Origin of the sequence: Bradyrhizobium sp. CCBAU 21365 (assembly GCF_015291305.1) — a bacterium.
GTDB lineage: Bacteria > Pseudomonadota > Alphaproteobacteria > Rhizobiales > Xanthobacteraceae > Bradyrhizobium > Bradyrhizobium elkanii.
The window spans coordinates 4,892,089-4,911,661 of sequence record NZ_CP030036.1 but is presented as its reverse complement, the minus strand read 5'-3'; the positions used below and the strand labels follow the sequence as shown (position 1 = coordinate 4,911,661).

General features: G+C 62.6%; 25 protein-coding genes. 9 read left to right on the top strand and 16 right to left on the bottom strand.

The window, feature by feature from the left end; translation table 11 throughout:
* The first annotated feature begins 4 nt into the window (after positions 1 to 4).
* From XI02_RS22545 to XI02_RS22535, 3 genes are all read left to right on the top strand, one after another.
* Positions 5 to 145: a hypothetical protein gene (locus tag XI02_RS22545; protein ID WP_018271664.1), complete on the top strand. Its 141-nt coding sequence runs from the start codon at positions 5 to 7 to the stop codon at positions 143 to 145.
* A 68-nt stretch (positions 146 to 213) separates the two neighbouring features.
* Positions 214 to 468: a DUF5676 family membrane protein gene (locus tag XI02_RS22540; protein ID WP_018271663.1), complete on the top strand. Its 255-nt coding sequence runs from the start codon at positions 214 to 216 to the stop codon at positions 466 to 468.
* A 9-nt stretch (positions 469 to 477) separates the two neighbouring features.
* Complete coding sequence (locus XI02_RS22535; protein ID WP_157183455.1) at positions 478 to 642, top strand: hypothetical protein; 165 nt, start codon at positions 478 to 480, stop codon at positions 640 to 642.
* Between the two features lie 78 nt (positions 643 to 720).
* On the opposite strand, the gene XI02_RS22530 is transcribed toward XI02_RS22535, so the two are convergent.
* From XI02_RS22530 to XI02_RS22500, 7 genes are all read right to left on the bottom strand, one after another.
* Complete coding sequence (locus XI02_RS22530; RefSeq protein ID WP_244980674.1) at positions 721 to 1,146, bottom strand: hypothetical protein; 426 nt, start codon at positions 1,144 to 1,146, stop codon at positions 721 to 723.
* A gap of 52 nt (positions 1,147 to 1,198) precedes the next feature.
* Positions 1,199 to 1,873 (bottom strand): isoprenylcysteine carboxylmethyltransferase family protein, encoded by a 675-nt coding sequence (locus XI02_RS22525; RefSeq protein ID WP_018271661.1) that lies wholly within the window; start codon positions 1,871 to 1,873, stop codon positions 1,199 to 1,201.
* On the bottom strand, positions 1,870 to 2,127 hold the full coding sequence (locus tag XI02_RS22520) for a DUF2933 domain-containing protein (protein ID WP_172647963.1): 258 nt from the start codon (positions 2,125 to 2,127) through the stop codon (positions 1,870 to 1,872). Before XI02_RS22520 ends, XI02_RS22525 begins: the two co-directional genes overlap by 4 nt.
* An 89-nt stretch (positions 2,128 to 2,216) precedes the next feature.
* Positions 2,217 to 2,594, bottom strand: coding sequence for a cupredoxin domain-containing protein (locus tag XI02_RS22515; RefSeq protein ID WP_018271659.1), 378 nt, complete (start codon positions 2,592 to 2,594; stop codon positions 2,217 to 2,219).
* Entirely contained in the window at positions 2,591 to 5,032 is a 2,442-nt protein-coding gene (locus tag XI02_RS22510) for a heavy metal translocating P-type ATPase (RefSeq protein ID WP_244980675.1), read from the bottom strand. Before XI02_RS22510 ends, XI02_RS22515 begins: the two co-directional genes overlap by 4 nt.
* Positions 5,033 to 5,124: 92 nt before the next feature.
* A complete protein-coding gene (locus XI02_RS22505) occupies positions 5,125 to 6,324 on the bottom strand; it encodes a DUF3141 domain-containing protein (protein ID WP_244980676.1) in 1,200 nt (399 codons plus the stop codon).
* A gap of 29 nt (positions 6,325 to 6,353) precedes the next feature.
* The gene (locus XI02_RS22500) at positions 6,354 to 7,067 is read right to left on the bottom strand and encodes a Spy/CpxP family protein refolding chaperone (RefSeq protein WP_018271656.1); all 714 of its coding nucleotides are present in this window, start codon (positions 7,065 to 7,067) and stop codon (positions 6,354 to 6,356) included.
* Between the two features lie 248 nt (positions 7,068 to 7,315).
* Between XI02_RS22500 and XI02_RS22495 the strand changes: the two genes are divergently transcribed.
* Complete coding sequence (locus tag XI02_RS22495; RefSeq protein ID WP_172645839.1) at positions 7,316 to 7,495, top strand: hypothetical protein; 180 nt, start codon at positions 7,316 to 7,318, stop codon at positions 7,493 to 7,495.
* A gap of 52 nt (positions 7,496 to 7,547) precedes the next feature.
* Positions 7,548 to 8,342, top strand: coding sequence for a polyphosphate kinase 2 (ppk2, locus tag XI02_RS22490; protein WP_172647965.1), 795 nt, complete (start codon positions 7,548 to 7,550; stop codon positions 8,340 to 8,342).
* Between the two features lie 65 nt (positions 8,343 to 8,407).
* On the opposite strand, the gene XI02_RS22485 is transcribed toward ppk2, so the two are convergent.
* The 3 genes from XI02_RS22485 to XI02_RS22475 form a co-directional block, all read right to left on the bottom strand.
* Entirely contained in the window at positions 8,408 to 8,617 is a 210-nt protein-coding gene (locus XI02_RS22485; protein ID WP_018271653.1) for a hypothetical protein, read from the bottom strand.
* 246 nt (positions 8,618 to 8,863) lie between these two features.
* Positions 8,864 to 9,085: a CopD family protein gene (locus XI02_RS22480; protein ID WP_069278341.1), complete on the bottom strand. Its 222-nt coding sequence runs from the start codon at positions 9,083 to 9,085 to the stop codon at positions 8,864 to 8,866.
* A gap of 176 nt (positions 9,086 to 9,261) precedes the next feature.
* Positions 9,262 to 9,570 (bottom strand): hypothetical protein, encoded by a 309-nt coding sequence (locus XI02_RS22475; RefSeq protein ID WP_100213607.1) that lies wholly within the window; start codon positions 9,568 to 9,570, stop codon positions 9,262 to 9,264.
* A 578-nt stretch (positions 9,571 to 10,148) separates the two neighbouring features.
* Here XI02_RS22475 and XI02_RS22470 point away from each other — a divergent pair.
* Positions 10,149 to 10,703, top strand: coding sequence for an SGNH/GDSL hydrolase family protein (locus tag XI02_RS22470; protein WP_172647966.1), 555 nt, complete (start codon positions 10,149 to 10,151; stop codon positions 10,701 to 10,703).
* Between the two features lie 7 nt (positions 10,704 to 10,710).
* Here the strand turns inward: XI02_RS22470 and XI02_RS22465 are convergent, their stop codons facing one another.
* Entirely contained in the window at positions 10,711 to 11,631 is a 921-nt protein-coding gene (locus tag XI02_RS22465; protein ID WP_172647967.1) for an alpha/beta fold hydrolase, read from the bottom strand.
* Between the two features lie 143 nt (positions 11,632 to 11,774).
* On the opposite strand from XI02_RS22465, the gene XI02_RS22460 reads away from it, so the two are divergent.
* Positions 11,775 to 12,233: a helix-turn-helix domain-containing protein gene (locus tag XI02_RS22460; protein ID WP_172647968.1), complete on the top strand. Its 459-nt coding sequence runs from the start codon at positions 11,775 to 11,777 to the stop codon at positions 12,231 to 12,233.
* Between the two features lie 84 nt (positions 12,234 to 12,317).
* On the top strand, positions 12,318 to 12,485 hold the full coding sequence (locus XI02_RS22455) for a hypothetical protein (protein ID WP_016847764.1): 168 nt from the start codon (positions 12,318 to 12,320) through the stop codon (positions 12,483 to 12,485).
* Between the two features lie 12 nt (positions 12,486 to 12,497).
* Here the strand turns inward: XI02_RS22455 and XI02_RS22450 are convergent, their stop codons facing one another.
* Entirely contained in the window at positions 12,498 to 13,316 is an 819-nt protein-coding gene (locus tag XI02_RS22450) for an aminoglycoside phosphotransferase family protein (RefSeq protein WP_172647969.1), read from the bottom strand.
* Between the two features lie 203 nt (positions 13,317 to 13,519).
* Between XI02_RS22450 and XI02_RS22445 the strand changes: the two genes are divergently transcribed.
* Entirely contained in the window at positions 13,520 to 13,777 is a 258-nt protein-coding gene (locus XI02_RS22445; protein ID WP_026192768.1) for a hypothetical protein, read from the top strand.
* Positions 13,778 to 13,792: 15 nt separating this feature from the next.
* Here the strand turns inward: XI02_RS22445 and XI02_RS22440 are convergent, their stop codons facing one another.
* From XI02_RS22440 to XI02_RS22425, 4 genes are all read right to left on the bottom strand, one after another.
* Positions 13,793 to 15,136, bottom strand: a complete 1,344-nt coding sequence (locus tag XI02_RS22440; protein WP_172647970.1) for a sorbosone dehydrogenase family protein — start codon at positions 15,134 to 15,136, stop codon at positions 13,793 to 13,795.
* Positions 15,137 to 15,215: 79 nt separating this feature from the next.
* On the bottom strand, positions 15,216 to 16,829 hold the full coding sequence (locus XI02_RS22435; protein WP_172647971.1) for a DHA2 family efflux MFS transporter permease subunit: 1,614 nt from the start codon (positions 16,827 to 16,829) through the stop codon (positions 15,216 to 15,218).
* Positions 16,826 to 17,854 carry an HlyD family secretion protein gene (locus XI02_RS22430; RefSeq protein ID WP_245164003.1) on the bottom strand — a complete coding sequence of 343 codons (1,029 nt, stop codon included), beginning with the start codon at positions 17,852 to 17,854 and terminating at the stop codon, positions 16,826 to 16,828. The genes XI02_RS22435 and XI02_RS22430 overlap by 4 nt, the downstream gene beginning before the upstream one ends.
* 212 nt (positions 17,855 to 18,066) lie before the next feature.
* Positions 18,067 to 19,560, bottom strand: a complete 1,494-nt coding sequence (locus XI02_RS22425; RefSeq protein ID WP_035631585.1) for a sensor histidine kinase — start codon at positions 19,558 to 19,560, stop codon at positions 18,067 to 18,069.
* Between the last annotated feature and the right edge of the window lie 13 nt (positions 19,561 to 19,573).

The following is a 19,573-nucleotide window of genomic DNA, read 5'->3' as shown; positions in this document are numbered from 1 at the left end:
GGTCATGCTGGCGCTGAGCGGCGTCGTGCCGCTGGTGTTTGGCTTCTCGTGGCAGACGGCCTTGATCATCGTCCTGCTCCTCGCCTGCCCGGCGGCGATGGCGACCGCGGTCTATTTCGGAATGTTCGCGAAGAACGCCCATTGAAAGTGTGAGACCGTGCGATCGGTCTTCATGGGGTCTGGGCGCGAGCGCCTTTTCGAGGGAGACAGCTCATGCTCAACACACGGCATCTCATCAAAGTCGGCATGGCATGGATCAGCATCGTCTACGTAGTTTGCTTTGCCGCCGTCGCCGTCTATCCTCAGATCAGAACGCTAGCCATGAAGTACGGCCTGCACGTCGATATCGACCTCGGCACTGCCGTCACAACGCCTTTGACATTCGTGACCGGTCTGGTCTTGTGGAATCTCGCCGCTGCGGCGACCCTCGGGTTGCTTGCATTCCTGTTCAATCGCATCAGGCCTTAGGGAGCGTCGATGCGTGCCTTCATGATATCGATTGCGGCCGCGATCGTGATCGCTGCTGTCGCCATTTTACCTGCTCGCAACGTTGCGGGAGACAGCGGAGCAAGCATTCAGCTCCAGGACAAAGTACGATTCCCTCACATAGAGGCCGGCCATAATCTTGGCGGAACGGATTGATCTTCCGTCAAACAGCATTAACACCACGCCGGGACACGCCGTGAGTCGAGCTAAGGAAAACAGGAGCGCGTCCGGCCGCTAACGGCGATGGTCGTACTTGAATGGCAGAACGGCCGGAGCTGCGCCGCCGCGTTCAACCGTCAGCTTCACCGTGTAGATGTCAAGTCCGGGCAGGTTGACGAAGCCGCCATAGGTCGTCGTGCCGGAAATCTGCATCGGCTCGAGCTTCATCTTGCTGCCGGATAATCCGAGACCAGACACCTGCGCCGTCACGATGGCGTCCGATATCCGCGTGCCACCCGTCGCATCGAAGACGGCAGCTACAAGGTGATATTCGTGTGGTCCCTTGGGAATTCGGCCGTGCATCGGCCGCTCAGTGGTACTGCTCGCGGGAAGGCCCTTGACTATTTCGGCCGGGACGACGCCGAGATAGACGGTGAGGCCACCGACCGTTTTCGATAGCTCGGACTCCGCTGCAACAGCATGGGTGCTGGCTGGGCCCATCACTGAACCGACAAACGCAAACGATGCAAGAAGGGCAACCAAAGCTGGCCTACTAGCCATGGTGATACCCTCCCCTCGATTCCTGACTGAGCAGCCGGCTCAGCTTCGGAATGAACCCGGGCACGTCAGCTGCATATTTGTCGTAAGCGACACCAAATTCGGCCCGTGAATCCTCTTCCTCGCTTCTTGCCAGCCGGACATACATTATGGTCAGCACAGGAAACATCGCCAGCGTCAGAATCGTCGGCCACTGGAGCAGAAAGCCGAACATCACCAAGATGAATCCGACATACTGCGGATGGCGCACATAGCTGTATGGCCCTGTCGTAGCAAGCGAGCGCGTCTGTTGAGCCTCGTAGAGCGCTTTCCAAGCGACTGAGATCAGAATGAACCCACCCCCGATGAAGATAAAGCTCAGGATATGGAACGGTCCCGCGTGCGGATTGGCTTTCCAGCCAAAGATCATCTCCAGGAGGTGACCGGCATCATGCGAGAACCAGTCGATGTCGGGAAATCGAGACTGCAGCCAGCCGGACAGAAAATAGATCGTCAGTGGAAAGCCATACATCTCAGCGAACAGGGCCACCAAGAATGCACTGAAGGCGCCGAAAGAGCGCCAGTCCCTGGCCGTTTGGGGCTTGAAGAAGGTATATGCGAAAAAGATGAAGATCGCGGAATTGACGACCACGAGGCTCCACAAGCCGTAGGCAGGTGCTGCATCGTTCATGACGCCCCTCCCCGGTTGTTCTGTTGGCTTTGGCCGCCGCGATGGCTATGACCTCCATGCATAAACACATGCATAAGCGGACAAGCGAGAAGCGGGAGCCAGACGAGAAGACCGAGCACATGCGCTCTGTGCTCAGTGAAGAGAAGCACGCCGGCGATCGCCAGAAATCCGGCCAGCACCAAACCGGCCTTGGACTTCATGGACATGGCCTGCCGTGCCTCGTTGTGATGACCAGACTGATCCTGCACCGACATTTGGCAAGCTCCTAAGTTAGACTAGATTGCCGACCGGCCGGCTTGTTGACGCAAATCAAGAATTGCCCTTTCCCGCGGCACGCTGGCCGCTATTCGACGATAAGCTTGCCCCGAAACATTCCCATCGGACACCCAAAGCCGAACTCCCCGGGGGATTTGGGCAGCAACTCGACCGCGACGGTCTGCCCGGTCGGGAGCACGGTACTTTTTTGAAAGTCGGCGAAAATCACCTTGTCCGAACAGGACGCCGTTTCCTCCCTGCGGAAGTTCAAACGGACTGGTCGACCGCTTTGAACGACGATGGTGTCGGGCGTGTACCCACCCTTTACCAAGATCATTGCCTCCTGATACCCACTGCTGGTCTCGCTGGCGTGAAAACCGATCGACCGCTTGAGCCAGAAGAACCAGACGATAAACCCGATCAGCGCGAGTCCGGTGACGGTCACCATCCAACGATCAGGGGTCATGATGCAATCCTTCGGGGCTGAAACAGGCGGAGCCGGTTGGCGTTGGTGATGACAGTCAACGAGCTGAACGCCATGGCAGCGGCCGCAATCAATGGCGACAGCAAGAGACCTATGAATGGGTAGAGCACCCCCATTGCGACCGGAATCCCTAGCGAATTGTAGCCGAAGGCTCCCCAGAGGTTTTGGCGAACGTTGCGCATAGTTGCGCGGCTGATCTCGATTGCGGTTACCACTCCCACGAGGCTGCCCTTGATCAGCGTGACGTCGCTCGCCTCGATAGCTACGTCCGTGCCAGTGCCGATCGCGAAGCCAACGTCGGCCTGCGCAAGCGCGGGCGCATCGTTGACGCCATCGCCTACCATTCCGACGGCTTTGCCTTCGAGTTGGAGCTTCTGGACTTCGTGCGCCTTGTCGTTGGGCAGCACCTCGGCGAGCACCCGCTCGATGCCGACCAGGCGAGCAATCGCCCGCCCCGTGCGCTCATTGTCGCCGGTCAGCATGACGACCTCGATTCCGAGCGCCTTCAGCGCATCAATGGCGGCTTTCGAGTCGGGCTTGACCGTGTCCGCGACAGCAACCAGTCCAACAGCCTTGCCATCGATGCCCACATACATCGGCGTCTTGCCCTCTTCGGCGAGCCGCTCCCAGTCTGTTTGCAGTGTGTCGATCGCAATCCCTCGGTCGCGCATCAGCTTGGCGTTGCCGAACAGAACCTCCCGTCCGTCAATCCGGCCGCTGACGCCGTGGCCCGGAATAGCCGCAAATTCTTCGGTCTCCGACAGCTTCAGGCTGCGCGCTTCTGCGCCCTTCACGATTGCCTCGCCGAGCGGGTGTTCGGAGCCCCGTTCCAGCGAAGCCGTGAGGCGCAGAACCTCTGTTTCGGCGTTGCCCTGAGTTACAACGACGTCTGTCAGAGCGGGTTCGCCCTTGGTGATCGTGCCGGTCTTGTCCAGAATGATAGCGTTGAGCTTCTCTGATGCCTGCAAGGCATCACCGGAGCGGATCAGGATTCCGTTTTCCGCCCCCTTGCCGATGCCGACCGTGAGAGACGTCGGCGTCGCCAAGCCGAGCGCGCATGGGCAGGCGATGATCAGGGTGGTCACGAACACGATGGTCGCATAAACCAAACGCGGCTCCGGACCGAAATTGTACCAGGCGATGAACGCCAGAATTGCGAGGATCATGACTGCCGGCACAAAGTAGGCGGAGACCGTGTCGACCACGCGCTGGATCGGGGCTTTCGAGCCCTGCGCATCCTTGACCATGCGAATGATGGTTGCGAGCGCGGTGTCCTTGCCCACCTTAGTCGCTTTGAATTTGAAACTGCCAGTCTTGTTCAGTGTACCGCCGATCACTTCGTCGCCGACCTGCTTCTCGACCGGAATCGATTCGCCAGTGATCATGGATTCGTCGACCGCGCTCGTTCCGCCTGTCACCTCGCCGTCAACGGCGATCTTTTCACCCGGCCGGACTACCACGACATCATCGACCAGCACCTCTTCCACCGGAATGTCCCTCTCCCCGCCATCGCGAACGACCCGCGCCGTCTTGGCCTGCAAACCGATCAGCTTCTTTATCGCCTGAGAGGTCCGGCCCTTTGCCTTGATCTCAAGCGCAAGGCCGAGGACGACCAACGCGATGACAACGTCCGTCACGTCCCAGAACACTTCGGCCAGCGCCATGCGCGGGAAGAATTGCGGCCACGCCACGGTGACGACCGAATAGGCAAAGGCGGCGCTGATACCGATCGCGATCAGCGTATGCATATTTGCGGCGCGGTGCTTGAGGGCGTCCCACATGCCCGTGAAGAATTGCGAACCCGCCCAGACCATCACCGGTAGGCTAATTACCCCCAGAAGACCCCAGACGATCCGACGCGTGGTACTCCCCATCGGCATCCAGTCGCGCAATCCCGGAACCAGATCCGGATAGCTCAACGCCATCACCGGCACCGAAAATGCGGCTGCGAACCAGAACTTCCGCATCAATTTGCGATATTCTTGATCATTGGCCGCTTCGGCAGGATCAAGGATTTCCGCGCCCGGTTCGATCTTCGGCTCTGCTACGTGATATCCGCTCGATTCGATTGCCTTGCGAATCTTCGGGATGTCCACCTTCTCGGGCTCATACTCGATATCTGCCGCGCTGGGTAAGAGACCCGCGTGCGCCGACACAACGCCCGGTACCTTTTGCAGCGCAAGCTCGATATGTGTGAGGCAGGAGCCGCAGTGCATGTTCTCGATCGGCACACGCATTGTGGCGGTACCGACCGCATAGCCGAAGGAACGGACGGCGTGCAGGATGTCGGCAACCTCAGTCCGCGCAGAGTCGTAGTCAATTCTCGCCATCTTGGTGCTCGGATTGATGCTGACCGAGATAACCCCGGGGATCGCGGCAATAGCTTTCTCGATCGCCGGCGGACAATGGGCGCATTCCATGCCCCCGATCCGTAGCTCTATGTGGCCCCTCTGGACCATCTGCTGCGTCGCGGCCCCCGGGCGCCGCGCAGGAAGCTCCTTTACAATTGCGCTCATCTCATACCCCCGCATGCGGGTTCAGAAATCGTTGGAGATGGCGGACTAACGGGTGCAGGCTCGGCGGCCGCGCCTCGTCCGTACAGCGCTTCGAACCAGAATTCGTAGCCTTGATCGCGCAGCTCACGAGCCCGTGGGATGAGATCGCGCACAGCGTCGAATGCTTCGATCTCGCCATTCTTGAGCGGATTGACGTCAGCGACTGCATGACGATCCCGCGCGATCGACGCCGCAATGGGAGCCCATGCCCGCAGCCAGGGATTGGGACGGCTCTCCGGAAATTTCAGATCTTCGCCCCGTCGCTCCTCGAAGCGGACCGAATAGGCGTCATGTCCGCAATCCGGATCGCCGGTCGGGTTGTCGATCTTCATTTCATAGAAGCCCGGTGGAAGGGCTTCGATCTTCCTCAGGTTGTCAAGGATTGCGCGATGCTCAAGGCCCGCGACGCTCGCGGACACGAAGATGCCGAGATGTCCGATATGGGGATTGATGAGATAGACGATGCGCCGGCCCGCCCGCTTCAGATCGTCGGTGCCGCCGTAGACGGTCGGGATCCACCCGAGCGCCTGATGGGGCGGCGTGATGTTGTCGCCGTAGGAAGCGAAGATGATGAGCGGATTGCGGATCCGGCGGAGATCAACGACGCAGTTGGGACAAATCCTGAGCTTGCCCTGCTCCAAGGTGTTGCCGATGAACAGGTTCTCGACAATCGCCAGTATCTCCTCACGGCTCAGGAAATAGAAGCCGTTCCACCAGCGCTCGAACTTGAGAAACCGCTCTCGCTCCTCGTCCAGGTGAGTAAGCAGGTTGGCGTATTTTTCCCACACCTCTTCCGGCTTCAGGTTCTCGAAATTCTGCACCAGCCAGGCGCCATCGAACCGGCCGTCGCCGAGGATGAGTTCGTAGTTGAAATCGAGCAGCGGCGGCTTCCATGCCCGCTCGTGCGCGATCATGTTGTCGGCGCGCTGCCGAGGCGTGTCCCAGAACAGGATAGTTCGCTCCCAGACGTCGCGTTGATAGGCCAGGATGTCATCCGGAACCAGCGAGCTGGATGACCAGTTCCCGGGCCACACGCCGATTGCGACCGTCGGAGCAGCACCGGCGCCCAGTTCGCTGGACCCTGCCAGCGGCTTGACCACAGGACCAAGCTGCGACCCGCGTTCGCGGATGGGCTCAGGGAGAAAGGCGTGGCTCACGGCAGCCTCCATCACGGGAAGCCGGAGCCCTACCGCCCCTGCCCTTGTGTCGTCATTCCCGGCTGCATCTGATCGGCGCCCATCTGCCCGGGCTGCATGCCGGCCATCATGCCCATACCCATGTGCGGCGCGAGGAGCTCATCGGCCGTCTTCTTCTGGTCATCGGACAGAGTGCCGACCAGGTTTGTCAGGGCGGATTTGATGGCGCGGGTTCCTTCGAGGCGCGCGGCCAGCCATTTCTCCTGCACGGTGAGGCGATCAGTCAGGTGCTGCGTTGCGCCGCCCTGCATCATCGACGACCGCACCTCGCCGAGGCTCTTTGCGTTGGCCCGCAGCGCATCGGCGAAGGCATTCCACGCAGGCGACTGAGCATCGGTGATCTTGAGTTCGGTACGCAGGAAAGCGATCCGACCTTCGATCCGGTCGATGGTCGCCATGCCGGTCATACCGGCGCAGCCGGTTTCAGCGCCCGACTGCCCCATCATCCCCATCATCTGCATCATGTTCGCCATGGGCATGTCGCCGCCCATCATCATGCCCCTGCCGCCCATCATGCCTTGCGGCCCACCCATCATGCCCTGACCCATCATCCCGGGCTGGCCGGCGGGCGGCGCGGGCTGTGTGGCGGCCGGCGGCTCCTTTTGGTCGGGATGGTGAGCTTCGTGATCGGCGGGCGATTGCGCCCAAGACGAAGAGCTCACCGTTGCAAGCAGTAATGCAGCAGCCAGTGTCAGAGGTTTCATGGTCTTCCTTCCACTGATCAATTGAGCGGTTGTTATGACTGCCGATTTTCGCCGCCTATCGATTGATGCAAGTCAACCCTGGAAGCGAAACCCCGGGGCAGATTTCTATCGTCCTCGACGCGTTCAGGATGTGGAATTTCTTCACAGCGACAAGGGCCGCGGTCAGGGTAGTCCATGCTCCAAATCGGGTCGACGCAAGGTCGCGACCCGACATCTCGTCGCTCACATGTCACGATGGAGAAGCAAACATGACAACACGCAAGATCATTGCCGCTGCGACCGCCATGTCGCTCATCGCGTTGCCCGCGATTGCGCAGACCAGCTCCGACACCGAAAAGAACGGCCATCATTATCAGGGCGGACCGAAGACCGTGGTCCCTCACCATATGTGCAAGAAGGAGACGGTTGGCGTCTCGACCAAGGACTGACACGACGTCCTGCGCAAGCTATCCTCCAAGCTGCGCCATCAGCTGTCAGCAAATGCCGAAATCATCCAAAACGCGAACCGCACATCACGCAGGCGGCAAGACCTATCGCGCCGCGCTGCACGGCCTGCAGGTCGAACTCGTCAAGGTTCAGCGACACATCATCAAGCACGGCCACAGGGTCCTGGTCATTTTCGAGGGGCGGGACGCTGCCGGCAAGGACGGCACGATCAAACGCATCGTCCAGCATCTGAGTCCACGCGAGACCCGCGTCGTGGCACTCGGAAAGCCATCCGACCATGATCGTGCGTCGTGGTACTTCCAGAGATACGTACCTTATCTTCCTTCCGCGCAGGAAATGATCCTGTTCAACCGAAGCTGGTACAGCCGCGCCGGGGTCGAGCATGTGATGGGATTCTGCACCGACCAGGAGTACGAGGACTTCCTCGGTGCGGTGCTGCCCTTCGAGCATATGCTGATCGGCTCCGGAATTCAGATCATGAAATATTATCTGGACATCAGCAAAGACGAGCAAAAGACGCGACTGCGAGATCGCAAGACCGATCCGCTGAAGCAATGGAAGACGAGCCCGATCGATGCTGTCGCGCTGAAGCACTGGAAGGACTACACCGTCGCGCGCGATCGGATGCTGGCGGCGACGTCAAGCCGGGAATCGCCATGGATCGTGGTCCGCGCCGACGACAAACGGGCTGCGCGGCTCAACGTCATCCGCGACCTAGTCTCCCGCCTGGCGTGCCCCGAAACCGACAAGCATCTCGCATCGCCTGACCAGAGCATTGTATTCCCTCACGATGCGGCGCATGCCGGCCGCCAGCAACTCGCGCGATAGACCACGCCCGAAATGCAAGGTATTCTCCCATGAAACCGGCGCCTCAGAGTTGCGTATCCGCGGGCCTACTCTGCTCTTCCGCCTGGCCATTCTGTGAATGCAAGAATCCAAAGCGCAATCAGATTGACCAGCGGGATGAACATCACGATCGACCATAGCGGTGAGAAGCCAATGCGGCTGAGAATACGGCCCACCGGGTAAATAACCACCGCGATCATCACGATGAACCACAGCCAATGGCCGGGACCGTAGCCATACATCCAATATTCCATCATCGGCGTCTCCTGACTGAATTTACTGGAATCATCCTGCCCCGGCACCGCGCGCGGCCGTTGATCTAAATCAGTCGCTTCTCGCGGTGGATTTCTATCGTCTCCAACGCAAGCACAATGTGGAATTCTTAGCGAAGACGTTCAGTCTTGGCCTCTCCGTTGCGTCAAATCAATGTATCGTGGGAGCAAAAAAGAGAGCGCCGGACGGCTGTGGGTCGATCGGACCGGCTCTAGATATGCTGGGATGGCTCACGAGCCTTGAACCGCCGGGGACAATGTCCCCAGCAGACTGACAATTCCCACGACGAGAAGGCCGAGGATTTGCTCGGCGGCAACGTGACGGCAAAGCCTCCCGAGCACGAACTCGGACTGGCCGATGGCTGGCGCTTTCGCCAAGGCCGGAACGAGCCAGAATCGGTTGGACGCCGCAAGACAAAGCATCAAGCCGAACAGGCCGAGCTTCAGCAGCATCGCTGCCCAATAGATCCGGCCCGCGGGGCGAGAACGCACAGCCGTATTGATAGCGGCGTCGATGCGGCCGTTAATCCCACTATTGTTATGACGCTGGGCATTGCGGACCAGCTGAAATTACGCCGCCGGGACAAACCATTTCGAGCCCAGCGGCGTAATTTTCGCGTACTGCTCACTCAAAGTTCAATCTCGATCGCCATGTTCGCGCGCACGAGGGTGGTCAGGCCCGCTTTCAATCTTTTCGCTTGCCAGGTGTGGAAGGCTGGATCGGCGTTTAGTTTGTCAACCGCCGCGCCGTAAGCCGAAAACGTCTCGAAATTCACTGAGAAAACGAAATTGCCGGCTTCACCGACGGCGACAGACCAGAACCTTGGTTTGCCACCGTGCTTGCGCCAAAGCCCGGCGCTCTCCTTTGCCAATTCGAGTATTCCTGCGAGGTCGCCGCCTGGATTCGGCTTGACCACATACTGCACGACTACTGCCATGCTACCCTCCTATTGAAATGACAGGGGGCGCGCATGTGACGCTGTTTTCGATGGATGGGGCTTGATCTAGGTCAAGGAATCCAGCGATGCGGCATGCGTACTTGGCCGTCCCGCGCGAACCGCGATGGCATCATCTCTGCACGTTTGACGGTGCTGGGGATTTCAGTGTCCCAGTCCAGGAAGAAAACGCCGCCGGGCGTGTATTTGTAAGACCGGCGGCGTCTTTTCCTGGGACAGTGCCACCCTCGATCAGGCCGGCGTCACAGCGTCGATACCGAGCGATTCAGCACCGCGCGAACTGGGCCGGGCCCAGAGCCGAGACTGAAGCGGCTGCGCGACAGCCAACCACCAGATGGCCGCGACGATGGTAACGGGTTGCGCGCCGCCGTATCCGGTAACCTCCCGCAGGACGTGATCCGCATAAAGTGATCGCTCCGGCGTTGTGCGGTTGTTTCTGAAGATTGCTCGGGCTGGAGCTGCGATGGTAGCTCTGACGGGCAATGCGTCGCGCACTACCTTGGGTTTTGGCCGTTACTTTTCTGATTGGTTTTGTCGCTTCCTTTGCGGAGCTGCAGAGGATGCGCAACCGCTTCGGTGAAGTGTCTCAGCACGCCTTTCACGATCATGCCGCGGTGCGCGAATTCATGATACGAGCCGCGCTCACCGACGCGCCGGCGCCGATCGTCGTGCTGGGCGATAGCATCACCGAAATGGCTCCGCTGCCCCGGCTGCTCTGCGGACGTCCGGTCATCAATGCCGGCGTTGGCGGTCAGACCATCGCGGAGGCAAAGCAGCTCGCCGGGCGCATGCTGCAGGACCAGGGCGCATTCTTGCTCGTCCTCGCGGTGGGCGCGAACGACGCCGGATCGCCAACGGCGCAACGCGACTTCACCGACCTCATCGAGACCGTCAAGCCGCTGTCGACGCGGCCATTGGTGGTCATCGCCGTCGCAGCTGACGAACGGACCAACCGCGCGATCGAAGCCGCCGCAGCTGCGCGTGGTGTTCGGTTCGTCGACCCGCATCTGCCGCCCGGCGCGAAGATGGGCGACGGCATTCACTTCACCGCGGCCGCCTACAAGGCCTGGGTGCCGGCACTTGAGGCGGCGGTCTCGGCGGAATGCACGATGTGACGTGCAGTCACGTCTGCCGGATGAACTCCGTAATCAGGCTGGCGATTTCCTCAGGCGCATCCTCGAAACAGTAATGCCCGACACCGGCGAGGCGCCTGACCGGTGCCGTCGGGAAGATTGCGGAGAACAGCGGCAGGAAGTGCTCTGCGCGCAGCGTACGGTCCGCTTCGCCCCAGATCGCGAGCGCAGCTTTGCTGCGAATCAAACGGTCGGCGGCGGGATCGGGCGTCCGGAATTGATGCGCGCCGGTCGCAAAGCCCTTGGCCCAACCGATCGCGCCGAGGCAGTCCGCCGGACGGGCGAAGTGCGCGCCGTAGGCGGCGAGCCAGGCGTCCGTGATGACGGCGTTGTTCTCGAATCCGTTGAGCTTCAGCGTGCTCAGGATGTTGAAGCCGAGCTGTCCGAGAACCGGCTCGAGGTCGCCGCTCGCCTCGGCCTTTGCGATCCATTGAAACCACGGCGAGACCTGGGCGTTGGCGGCGACGCGATCGAACAGATCGCTCTGCCCGAACGGCGTTGGCCCATTGGCGGAGACGATGCGGCGGATCCGGTCCGGATGCCGGGCCGCCAACCCCATGCCGACCGGGCCACCGAAATCATGCATGACCAGCGTGATGTTGGTGAGATCGAGCGCGCGGACCAGCGCTTCGAGATTGTCGACATGGTCCTGCAGCCAATAGCTGCGATGCGCCGGCGTCGCGCTCTTGCCAAAACCCATGTGATCCGGAACGACCACCCGGTGCGTCGCACTGAGGCCCGGCACCAGGTGGCGGAACAGATAGCCCCAGGTTGGTTCGCCGTGCAGGCAAAGCACCACCTCGCCGTCCCGCGGACCTTCGTCGACATAATGCATCTGAAAGCCCGGCGCCGCGCTGAAATGCGGCGAGAACGGAAAAGTGCCGGCGAACGTGGCATCAGCTTGGATCACGGCTTTGACCTCGCATGGTTTTAATTTGAAACCAACTTGTAACGCTTGAGGTTTTACTTTGCAACCAATATATCGAACGAACATCCGGGTGGTTTTCCGGCCGCGCCACTGAGCGCCGATCAGGGAATGTATTGAGGATCACGATGGCCAAGCGAGTGAGCCACAGGGACTCGATGTGCGGTGTCGCCCGGCCGCTGGATGCGATCGGCGACTGGTGGTCGCTGCTGATCGTCCGCGATGCGTTCGACGGGCTGCGCCGCTTCGGCGAGTTTCAGAAGAGCCTCGGGCTTGCCAAGAACATCCTCTCGGCCCGGCTCCGCAATCTTATGGCGCACGGCATCATGGAGACGGTGCCGGCAAGCGACGGCAGCCCCTACCAGGAATATGTGCTGACCGAAAAGGGACGCGGGCTCTTCCCGCTCCTCGTTGCGCTCCGGCAGTGGGGTGAGGATTTCTTCTTTGAACCCGACGAGGCGCATGTGCTGCTGGTCGACCGCAAGAACGGGCTGCCGGTGCGACGGCTCGAGCTGCGCGCGCAGGACGGACGCATCGTTGGCGCGGAAGACACGATGGTGCGGCTGCCGCCGGCTTCACCTGAGTGAAAAGCGCGCGTGTCACGCACGCCATCAACAGCAACCGGATGTTAACGCTCCGTGCCGCAGCATCCGCGCGTGGAGGTTCGACCAATGCAGACATTCCGGATTTCGCTGAGCGATGGGACGCGGCAATTCCACACGGCGATTCAGGCGCCGGACCCCGCTTCCGCGCGCATCAAGGCCGCCTACTTCTTCGATATCTCGAAGTGGCGGATTCTGAGCGTGTCGCTGAGTGGAGCCAGCGCCGCGGCAGCGTAATCGCTGCGCGCCCTACGCCATCCGATCGAGCTCGGCGGCCGCCAGTCGTGCGATCGTAAGGTCGATTTCGGCGAGTGGATCGCCGTCCCCCAGAAACCAGGCCGCCGACAAGCCGGTCCAGGCCACAATCCATGACAGCAGGCGCCGGCGATCCAGCCGCGCGGCTTCAATGACAATGTCGAGCCGCCGTGCAAAGCGTCCGGGCTCGGTCGCGACCGGCCGCGTTGGGTCGGCAAGATCCGGATTGGTAAAGATGTTGGCGAAGTCGAAGCCGCGCTCTCCGACGAGGTGCTTCGGATCGATCGCGAGCCAGCCGCGCGCGCCGAAGTCGAGCACGTTGTCATGGTGCAAGTCGCCATGCAGGACCACGATCTCACGCTGATTGCCCAGCAGAGCTTCGGCAACTTCCGCTGACCGGTTCAGGACGCCGCCATGTGCCCTCGCCGCGGGCCACAACTCACGAAACCAGTGTGCCAGCGGCGTCAGATCCGGCCGCGGCTTCGCTCTGTCGGCGTGAAGCCGATCGGCCGTTGCACACAGAATCCTGCAGGCCTCGTCGTCCCGGCCGGTTCGCGCCATCTCGCCGAGCGAAGCCGATCCCATCGCCCTTTCGAGCAAGAGGGCGTCGCCGTCACGGGCAAGAACGCGCGCCGCACCTTCGCCGTCCCACCACTCCATCACGACGGCACCGAGGCGTTCGTTCGGCTCGTGCGAGAGCTTGAGCATGGCCGGCTCCCCGTGCCGGCGCACCGGCAGCAACCGTGCGGCGTGCGTCACGATCGGGTCGCCGTCGGCGACAAGACTCCAGGCCGAGAGATAGGGAGCGAACATTTGGGTGTGGACTGACCGAGGACCAAGAAGCGAGCCTCGTGGTTCTAATCATTGCTTCCGCGCGCCGCCACGCCGGTTCCCTGCGGCGCATCGTGGCAGGGCCACGCGAACCGGTTCCCCGCTGCCCTGCCCATGTTGGCTGATGACATCCCCCACCCATCTCGCGCTACAATGTCGCAGCCGGTGCTACGGAGGGTGTGGCGATGCCGCGAAAGGGAATTACCGGACACGACGAATGGGTGGTCACGGAGGCCCTGGCCACAGCGCTGGTGGCGCTCGAACAGTTGCCTTCAAAGCATCAGCCGCGCGCGCATATGGAGGATGTCCGAAAGATCCTCACCGCCAGATGTGAGGCCGGCGCCGTCACGCTGCATCTTGCGCAGGCCAAGTGCCGGCTGTTTCCCGACACCGATCCCCTGACCATCTACGAGCAATATGGCCTCAAGGACGGGCTCGGCTAGCGGCCGCTTGCAGCGTTAGTCGCGGCTGACGCGCCAGATCGTGCCGTTGCCGTCTTCGGAGACCAGCAGCGCGCCGTCGCGCGCGACCGTCACACCGACCGGACGGCCCCAGACCTCATTGTCGCCGATGACGAAGCCGGTGACGAAATCCTCGTACTCGCCGGTCGGCACGCCGTCCTTCAGCCTGATGCGGATGACCTTGTAGCCGGTGCGCTTCGACCGATTCCACGAGCCGTGTTCGGCGGCAAACGCATCGCCGCGATATTCCGGCGGAAAGCTGCTGCCGGTGTAGAAGGTCAGGCCGAGCGACGCCGAGTGGGCCTGCAACAGCACGTCGGGGACCGTTACCTTGTCCTTCAGGTCGGGCCGCGCCCCGGCATGCGCGGGGTCTTCGTTGCTTCCGATGTAATACCAGGGCCAGCCATAGAACGCGCCTTCGCGGACCCGTGTCACATAGTCGGGCACAAGATTGTCGCCGCGGCCGTCGCGCTCGTTGGTCGAACACCACGGCGTGCCGCTTCTGGGCTGGATCGCAAGTCCGACGCAGTTGCGGATTCCGGTGGCAAACAGCTTCTGGTTCTTGCCATCAGGATCGAAGGCGAGCACGGCGGCGCGGTCGGTCTCGTCGCCCCAGGCAGCTCCGAGCGCGTGGTCGCGGCTCCAGGCCTCGATGCCTTTCGGCGGGCGGCCCAGCCCCTCGCCTGCGTTGCCGGCGGAGCCGACCGATACCAGCATCCGCTTGTCGTCCGGCGTGAACACGATATCACGCGTGGAATGGGCGTAGCCCGGCGGCAGCCGGGCGACGATCGTCTCGGGCTTTCCCGACGCCTTGAGATCGCCGTTACGATAGGCAAAGCGCACGACGCTGTCGGTGTTGGCGACATAGAGCCATTGCGGATTGTCACCGCTCGGGAAGAACGCGATGCCGAACGGCTGGTTCAATCCGGTTGCGTAGACTTCGTTGGTCGCAGGCCTGGCGGCACCATCGGGGCTGCGCAGGATACGAATGCGGCTAGAGCCGGTTTCCACCACGAAGATATCGCCATTGGGCGCGGTCCGGATGATCCGCGGGCCGCTGAGCCCGCTCGCAAACAGTTCGACCTTGAACCCTGCCGGCACCTGCGGCGTGGCCGATGCAGGTCTCGGCATGACGCGCGGAAACTTGCTGCTCGACGCCGTTGCCCCGGGCTTGGGTAAGTCCTGCGGCGTGATCAGGCGCACCGTGCCCGGCTTGTCGCGTTGCCAGTCGCCGAAGGCTTCCGTACCTTTCAGCACGGGCTCGGCGCCCGACCGCGCGATGCTGACCGCCGCGAGGAAGACGGCCGACAGACCCGCAGCGGCAAGACTCGTCCTGGGCATAAGCTCCTCGCGCGATTTCCTTCGGTCACGCAGTTCATAGCGCGGTTCGGCCGCTCCCGCGTTCACAATGTCGTCTGCTTTAATGTCCCTTGGGTGGCGCCGTCAGATCGACCGGTTTGATGATCAGCGCCAGCGGGATCATCACGAGCCCGATGATCGAGAGCATCCAGAACACGTCGATATAGGCGAGCAGGTCGACCTGCCGCTGCAGGGTCTGGCCGACCCAGGCGACCGCCTGGGACGCGGCGTCCGATGCGTTCGACCCCTGTGCCTGAAAGAATCGCGTCATCGTGTCGATGGTCTGCTGATACCCGAGATCCGACGGCGCGGCATGCTCGACCAGCCGGCTCTGGTGGAATTGCTGGCGTTGCGCCAGCGCGGTCTGGGCGAGTGCGACGCCCATCGACCCGCCGATATTGCGCGCGACGTTGATCAGCGCCGAGGCCTGGTTGGTCTTGTCCGGCGGCACGCCGTCATAGGACGCCGTCGTGACCGGCAGAAACAGGAACGGAAGCCCGGCGGAGAGGAAGATGCGTGCGAGCGCGGCGTAGCCGTAGGTGATGTCGCCGTTCAGTCCCGTCAGGTGCCACATCGAGAATGCGACGATGCAGCCGCCGATCGCGATCAGATATTTCGGCTGGACGCGGCTGACGAGATGGCCCACCACCGGCATCAAGATCAGCGTGACGATGCCGCCGGGCGACAGTGCGAGTCCTGCCAGCAGCGCAGTATAGTTCAACTCGGCCTGCAACAGCTGCGGCAGGAGCTGCGTCGACGAGATCAGCACCGCGCCGGTGCACAGCATCACCAGGAAGCACGATCCGAACTGGCGGCGTCCCAGCAGGCGGAGATCGACGATCGGCTCCTTGCGCGTCAGCTCCCAGGGGATCAGCGCGATCAGACAAAACGCCGAGGCCAGCGCGAAGCCGACGATCATATTGGACCCGAACCAGTCCTTGCGCTGGCCTTCGTCGAGCACGAATTCGAGCGAACCGAGCCCGATCGCGACCAGCACGAAGCCGATGTAGTCGACGCGCAGGCCGTCCTTGAGGAGCTGCTTGCGCTCCTGCTCGGCGCCGGACGGCTCCTTGACCAGCGTCCCGACCAGGAACAGCGAGAGCAAGCCCATCGGCACGTTGATCAGAAAGATCCAGTGCCAGCTATAGGTATCGGTGATCCAGCCACCGAGCGTCGGCCCGACCACGGGAGCGACCACCACCGCGACGCCGTAGATCGCGAACGCCTGGCCACGCTTGGCCGGCGGAAAGGAGTCGGCGAGGATCGCCTGCTCGCTCGTCGCCATCCCGCCGCCGCCAAGGCCCTGGATGATCCGGAACAGAACCAGCGCCTCCAGGCTCCAGGCAAGTCCGCACAGCAGGGACGCAAATGCGAAGGTGCCGACGCAGATCATGTAGAAGCGCTTGCGGCCGATCACGGTCGAGAGCCAGCCCGAGATCGACAGCACGATCGCGTTGGCGACCAGATAGCTGGTGATGACATAGGTGCTCTCGTCGATGCCGACCGCCAGGCCGCCCGCGATATGGCGCAAGGCCACATTGGCGATCGTGGTGTCCAGCACCTCCATGAACGTCGCGATCGAGACGACGAAGGCAATCAGATAGGGATTATGTCCGCCGGCAGCCGAACGCTCCGGCGACCAGGCCGCGCCGCCGCCTGCCGCAACGTCGCTCATCGCACCCTGGTCCAGGGCACGACCGACATGCCCGGCCCGATCGGAACGTCATTCGGCCAATCGTCGATCACGATCTTCACGGGAACGCGCTGCACGACCTTGACGAAATTGCCCGTCGCGTTCTCCGCCGGCAGCAGGCTGAACGCAGTGCCCGAGCCCGGCTGAACCGACGCCACGCGGCCGGTGAGCTTGCGCCCCGGATACGCATCGATCCTGATCTCGACCGGCTGGCCCGGGCGCATGTCCGTCAGCTGCGTTTCCTTGTAGTTGGCGGTGATCCAGACCTCGTCAGGAACGAACATCATGACGCTCTGGGCCGGCGCCACATAGGTGCCGACCGCGCCGCTCAGCTTGACGACGCGCCCGGACTGCGCCGCGACGATGCTTGTATATTGCAGGTTCAATTTGGCCTGATCGAGCTGTGCCTGCGCCTGCTCCAGCGATGCCTTGCTGCTCTTGAGTTGGGCCTCGAGCGTCTTGACGCCGAGCTCGGCCGCGGTCACCGCCGTCCTGGCGCGGCTGGCATTGGCCTGCTGGGCGTCGAGATCCGAGCGCGTCTGCTGCTGCCGCTGCACCGTGCCCGCGCCCTTCTCGACGAGGTTCTGGGCGCGCTCCGCCTCCTCCCGCGCGAACTTCAATTGCGCCTCGGCCTGCTGCTGCTGCGCCTTGGCTTCCTTGATCTGCTCGTGCTGGCTGTCGATCTGGGCCTCGACATTGGCGATGTTGGCCTCTGCGACCGCGACCTGAGCGCCGGCCTGATCGACGGCGATCTTGTAGTCGCGCTCGTCGATCCTCGCGAGGAGATCGCCGGCATTGACGTGCTGGTTGTCGGTGACGGGGACCTCGACGACGTAGCCGCCGACCTTTGCCGCCACCGCAAAGCTGCGCGCGGCCACGAACGCGTCATCGGTCGATTCATAGTGACGCACGTTGAGCCAATAGCTCACACCACCGACGATCGCGAGCAGGAGCAGACAGGCGCTGACTGTGGCAAGCAGCCAGTGCTCGCGCAGCCGGTCACGCATCGATGGCTTGCGCCCGGTCTCCTGCTGCGGAGAGGATTCGCGGTCGGGTCGCGTTTCTTGCTCGGGATTGTGCTCAGGCTGCCGCGGCCTCTCCGCGGACGGCCCGCGCTCACGGGTTTGGGCATCCACGGCAGCACCTCAAGCCACGAACGGAGCGGTCAAGCTTCGTTAACCGCAGCGTCCGGCGCTTGGTTCCTGTTCGGCCGGAGGCGCTACACGGCTCTGGAACTGACCAAGGGCTTGCGTTCGGCTGCCGACGGTTCGCGGAACGCCGGCGTCTCCCCGACAAGCGCCTTGAGCGGAACCGTGAGCCGGCACACCAGGCCCTCGGCGCGCCAATCGAAGTCGGCGCGCCCGCCGAGCTGGGTTTCGATGCTGGCGATGACGCTTCGGGTGCCGAAACCTTTCTGCTTCGGCTTGGTCACGGGAGGTCCGCCGGATTCCACCCAGGCCAGGATCAGCGTGTCGTCGTGCAATTCCCAGGTGATCGCGAGCCGGCCCGACAGCACCGACAGGCTGCCATATTTGGCGGAGTTGGTGACGAGCTCATGCAGCGCCAAGGCCAGGGTCTGCGCGGTCGCGGGCTGCAACTGCACCTCCGCGCCATCGATCTGGATCTGCCCGGCCTCCGAATACGGCGCGATCTCCTCGGCGACCAGCCGCCGGATTTCGGCGCCCTGCCAGCTCGACAGCGACAGCACGGTGTGAACGCGCGCCAGCGCCGTGATGCGGCCCTCGACCGCCCGCACATAGGCGGTCACGTTCTGGGCGCGCGTCAGCCGCACGATCGACTGCGCCAGCGCGAGCGCGTTCTTGGCGCGATGATCGACCTCGCGGGTCAACAGGCTCTGCCGCTCCTCGGCCTTCTTGCGATCGGTGATGTCGACGGTGACGCCGCTCACCCGGACCACCTTGCCGTTGCGGTCGCTGGTGGCCGCGGCTGTGCCGACGCACCAGCGCACCTCGCCGTCCGGCCGCATGACGCGGAATTCGGTTTCGTAGGACGTCTGGCCCTTGCCGAAGCCGGTCCAGGCTTGCCGGAGGTGTTCGACGTCGTCGGGATGAAACAGCGCCTGTATATTGTCGGAGGTGAGCTTGAAGGACTTCGGGTCGACGCCGAAGATCTTGTATTGCCCCTCGTCCCACATCCAGTCGCCGTTGACCCAATCCCAGTCCCACGAACCCATCTTGCCGGCGGCAATCGCCATGCTGCGGCGCGCCTCGCTCTCGACCAGCCGCGTGGTCGATTGCTCGAGCTCGGCGGTGCGCGCGCGCACGCGATCCTCGAGCTCTGCGTTGAGGCGTTCGAGCTGCCGTGTCTTGCGGTAGAGCTCGGCGAACACGCGGATCTTTGCCCGCAGCACCTCGGGCACGACAGGCACCGGCACGTAATCGACCGCGCCCATCTCGTAGCCGCGAAGCCGGTCGATATCGCTGACCTGGATTGCCGAGATGAAGATCATCGCGGTCTTCTGGAAGCGCGGATGTTCGCGGATCATCGCCGCGAGCTCGAAGCCGTCGAGCTCCGGCATGCAGACGTCGACCAGGATGACCGCGACTTCGTTCTTGAGCAGGAACTCCAGCGCCTCGCGGCCCGACGACGCGGCGACGAGCGTCTCGCCGAGCTCCTTCAGGATGACCTCATAGGCCAGCAGCTTCGCCGGCTGGTCATCGACCAGAAGGATGTTTACCTTTTCGTGGTCCATCATGTTCGATCGC

Coding starts and splice junctions, on each gene's coding strand:
- XI02_RS22535 (WP_157183455.1), top strand. CDS start 478: ATGCGTGCCTTCATGATATCGATTGCGGCCGCGATCGTGATCGCTGCT.
- XI02_RS22460 (WP_172647968.1), top strand. CDS start 11,775: ATGGCCAAGCGAGTGAGCCACAGGGACTCGATGTGCGGTGTCGCCCGG.
- XI02_RS22480 (WP_069278341.1), bottom strand. CDS start 9,085: ATGCTGCTGAAGCTCGGCCTGTTCGGCTTGATGCTTTGTCTTGCGGCG.
- XI02_RS22450 (WP_172647969.1), bottom strand. CDS start 13,316: ATGTTCGCTCCCTATCTCTCGGCCTGGAGTCTTGTCGCCGACGGCGAC.
- XI02_RS22440 (WP_172647970.1), bottom strand. CDS start 15,136: ATGCCCAGGACGAGTCTTGCCGCTGCGGGTCTGTCGGCCGTCTTCCTC.
- XI02_RS22425 (WP_035631585.1), bottom strand. CDS start 19,560: ATGGACCACGAAAAGGTAAACATCCTTCTGGTCGATGACCAGCCGGCG.
- XI02_RS22445 (WP_026192768.1), top strand. CDS start 13,520: ATGCCGCGAAAGGGAATTACCGGACACGACGAATGGGTGGTCACGGAG.
- ppk2 (WP_172647965.1), top strand. CDS start 7,548: ATGCCGAAATCATCCAAAACGCGAACCGCACATCACGCAGGCGGCAAG.
- XI02_RS22515 (WP_018271659.1), bottom strand. CDS start 2,594: ATGACCCCTGATCGTTGGATGGTGACCGTCACCGGACTCGCGCTGATC.
- XI02_RS22530 (WP_244980674.1), bottom strand. CDS start 1,146: ATGGGCCCAGCCAGCACCCATGCTGTTGCAGCGGAGTCCGAGCTATCG.
- XI02_RS22430 (WP_245164003.1), bottom strand. CDS start 17,854: ATGCGTGACCGGCTGCGCGAGCACTGGCTGCTTGCCACAGTCAGCGCC.
- XI02_RS22485 (WP_018271653.1), bottom strand. CDS start 8,617: ATGATGGAATATTGGATGTATGGCTACGGTCCCGGCCATTGGCTGTGG.
- XI02_RS22470 (WP_172647966.1), top strand. CDS start 10,149: ATGCGCAACCGCTTCGGTGAAGTGTCTCAGCACGCCTTTCACGATCAT.
- XI02_RS22435 (WP_172647971.1), bottom strand. CDS start 16,829: ATGAGCGACGTTGCGGCAGGCGGCGGCGCGGCCTGGTCGCCGGAGCGT.
- XI02_RS22545 (WP_018271664.1), top strand. CDS start 5: ATGCTGGCGCTGAGCGGCGTCGTGCCGCTGGTGTTTGGCTTCTCGTGG.
- XI02_RS22525 (WP_018271661.1), bottom strand. CDS start 1,873: ATGAACGATGCAGCACCTGCCTACGGCTTGTGGAGCCTCGTGGTCGTC.
- XI02_RS22455 (WP_016847764.1), top strand. CDS start 12,318: ATGCAGACATTCCGGATTTCGCTGAGCGATGGGACGCGGCAATTCCAC.
- XI02_RS22520 (WP_172647963.1), bottom strand. CDS start 2,127: ATGTCGGTGCAGGATCAGTCTGGTCATCACAACGAGGCACGGCAGGCC.
- XI02_RS22475 (WP_100213607.1), bottom strand. CDS start 9,570: ATGGCAGTAGTCGTGCAGTATGTGGTCAAGCCGAATCCAGGCGGCGAC.
- XI02_RS22500 (WP_018271656.1), bottom strand. CDS start 7,067: ATGAAACCTCTGACACTGGCTGCTGCATTACTGCTTGCAACGGTGAGC.
- XI02_RS22510 (WP_244980675.1), bottom strand. CDS start 5,032: ATGGAATGCGCCCATTGTCCGCCGGCGATCGAGAAAGCTATTGCCGCG.
- XI02_RS22540 (WP_018271663.1), top strand. CDS start 214: ATGCTCAACACACGGCATCTCATCAAAGTCGGCATGGCATGGATCAGC.
- XI02_RS22495 (WP_172645839.1), top strand. CDS start 7,316: ATGACAACACGCAAGATCATTGCCGCTGCGACCGCCATGTCGCTCATC.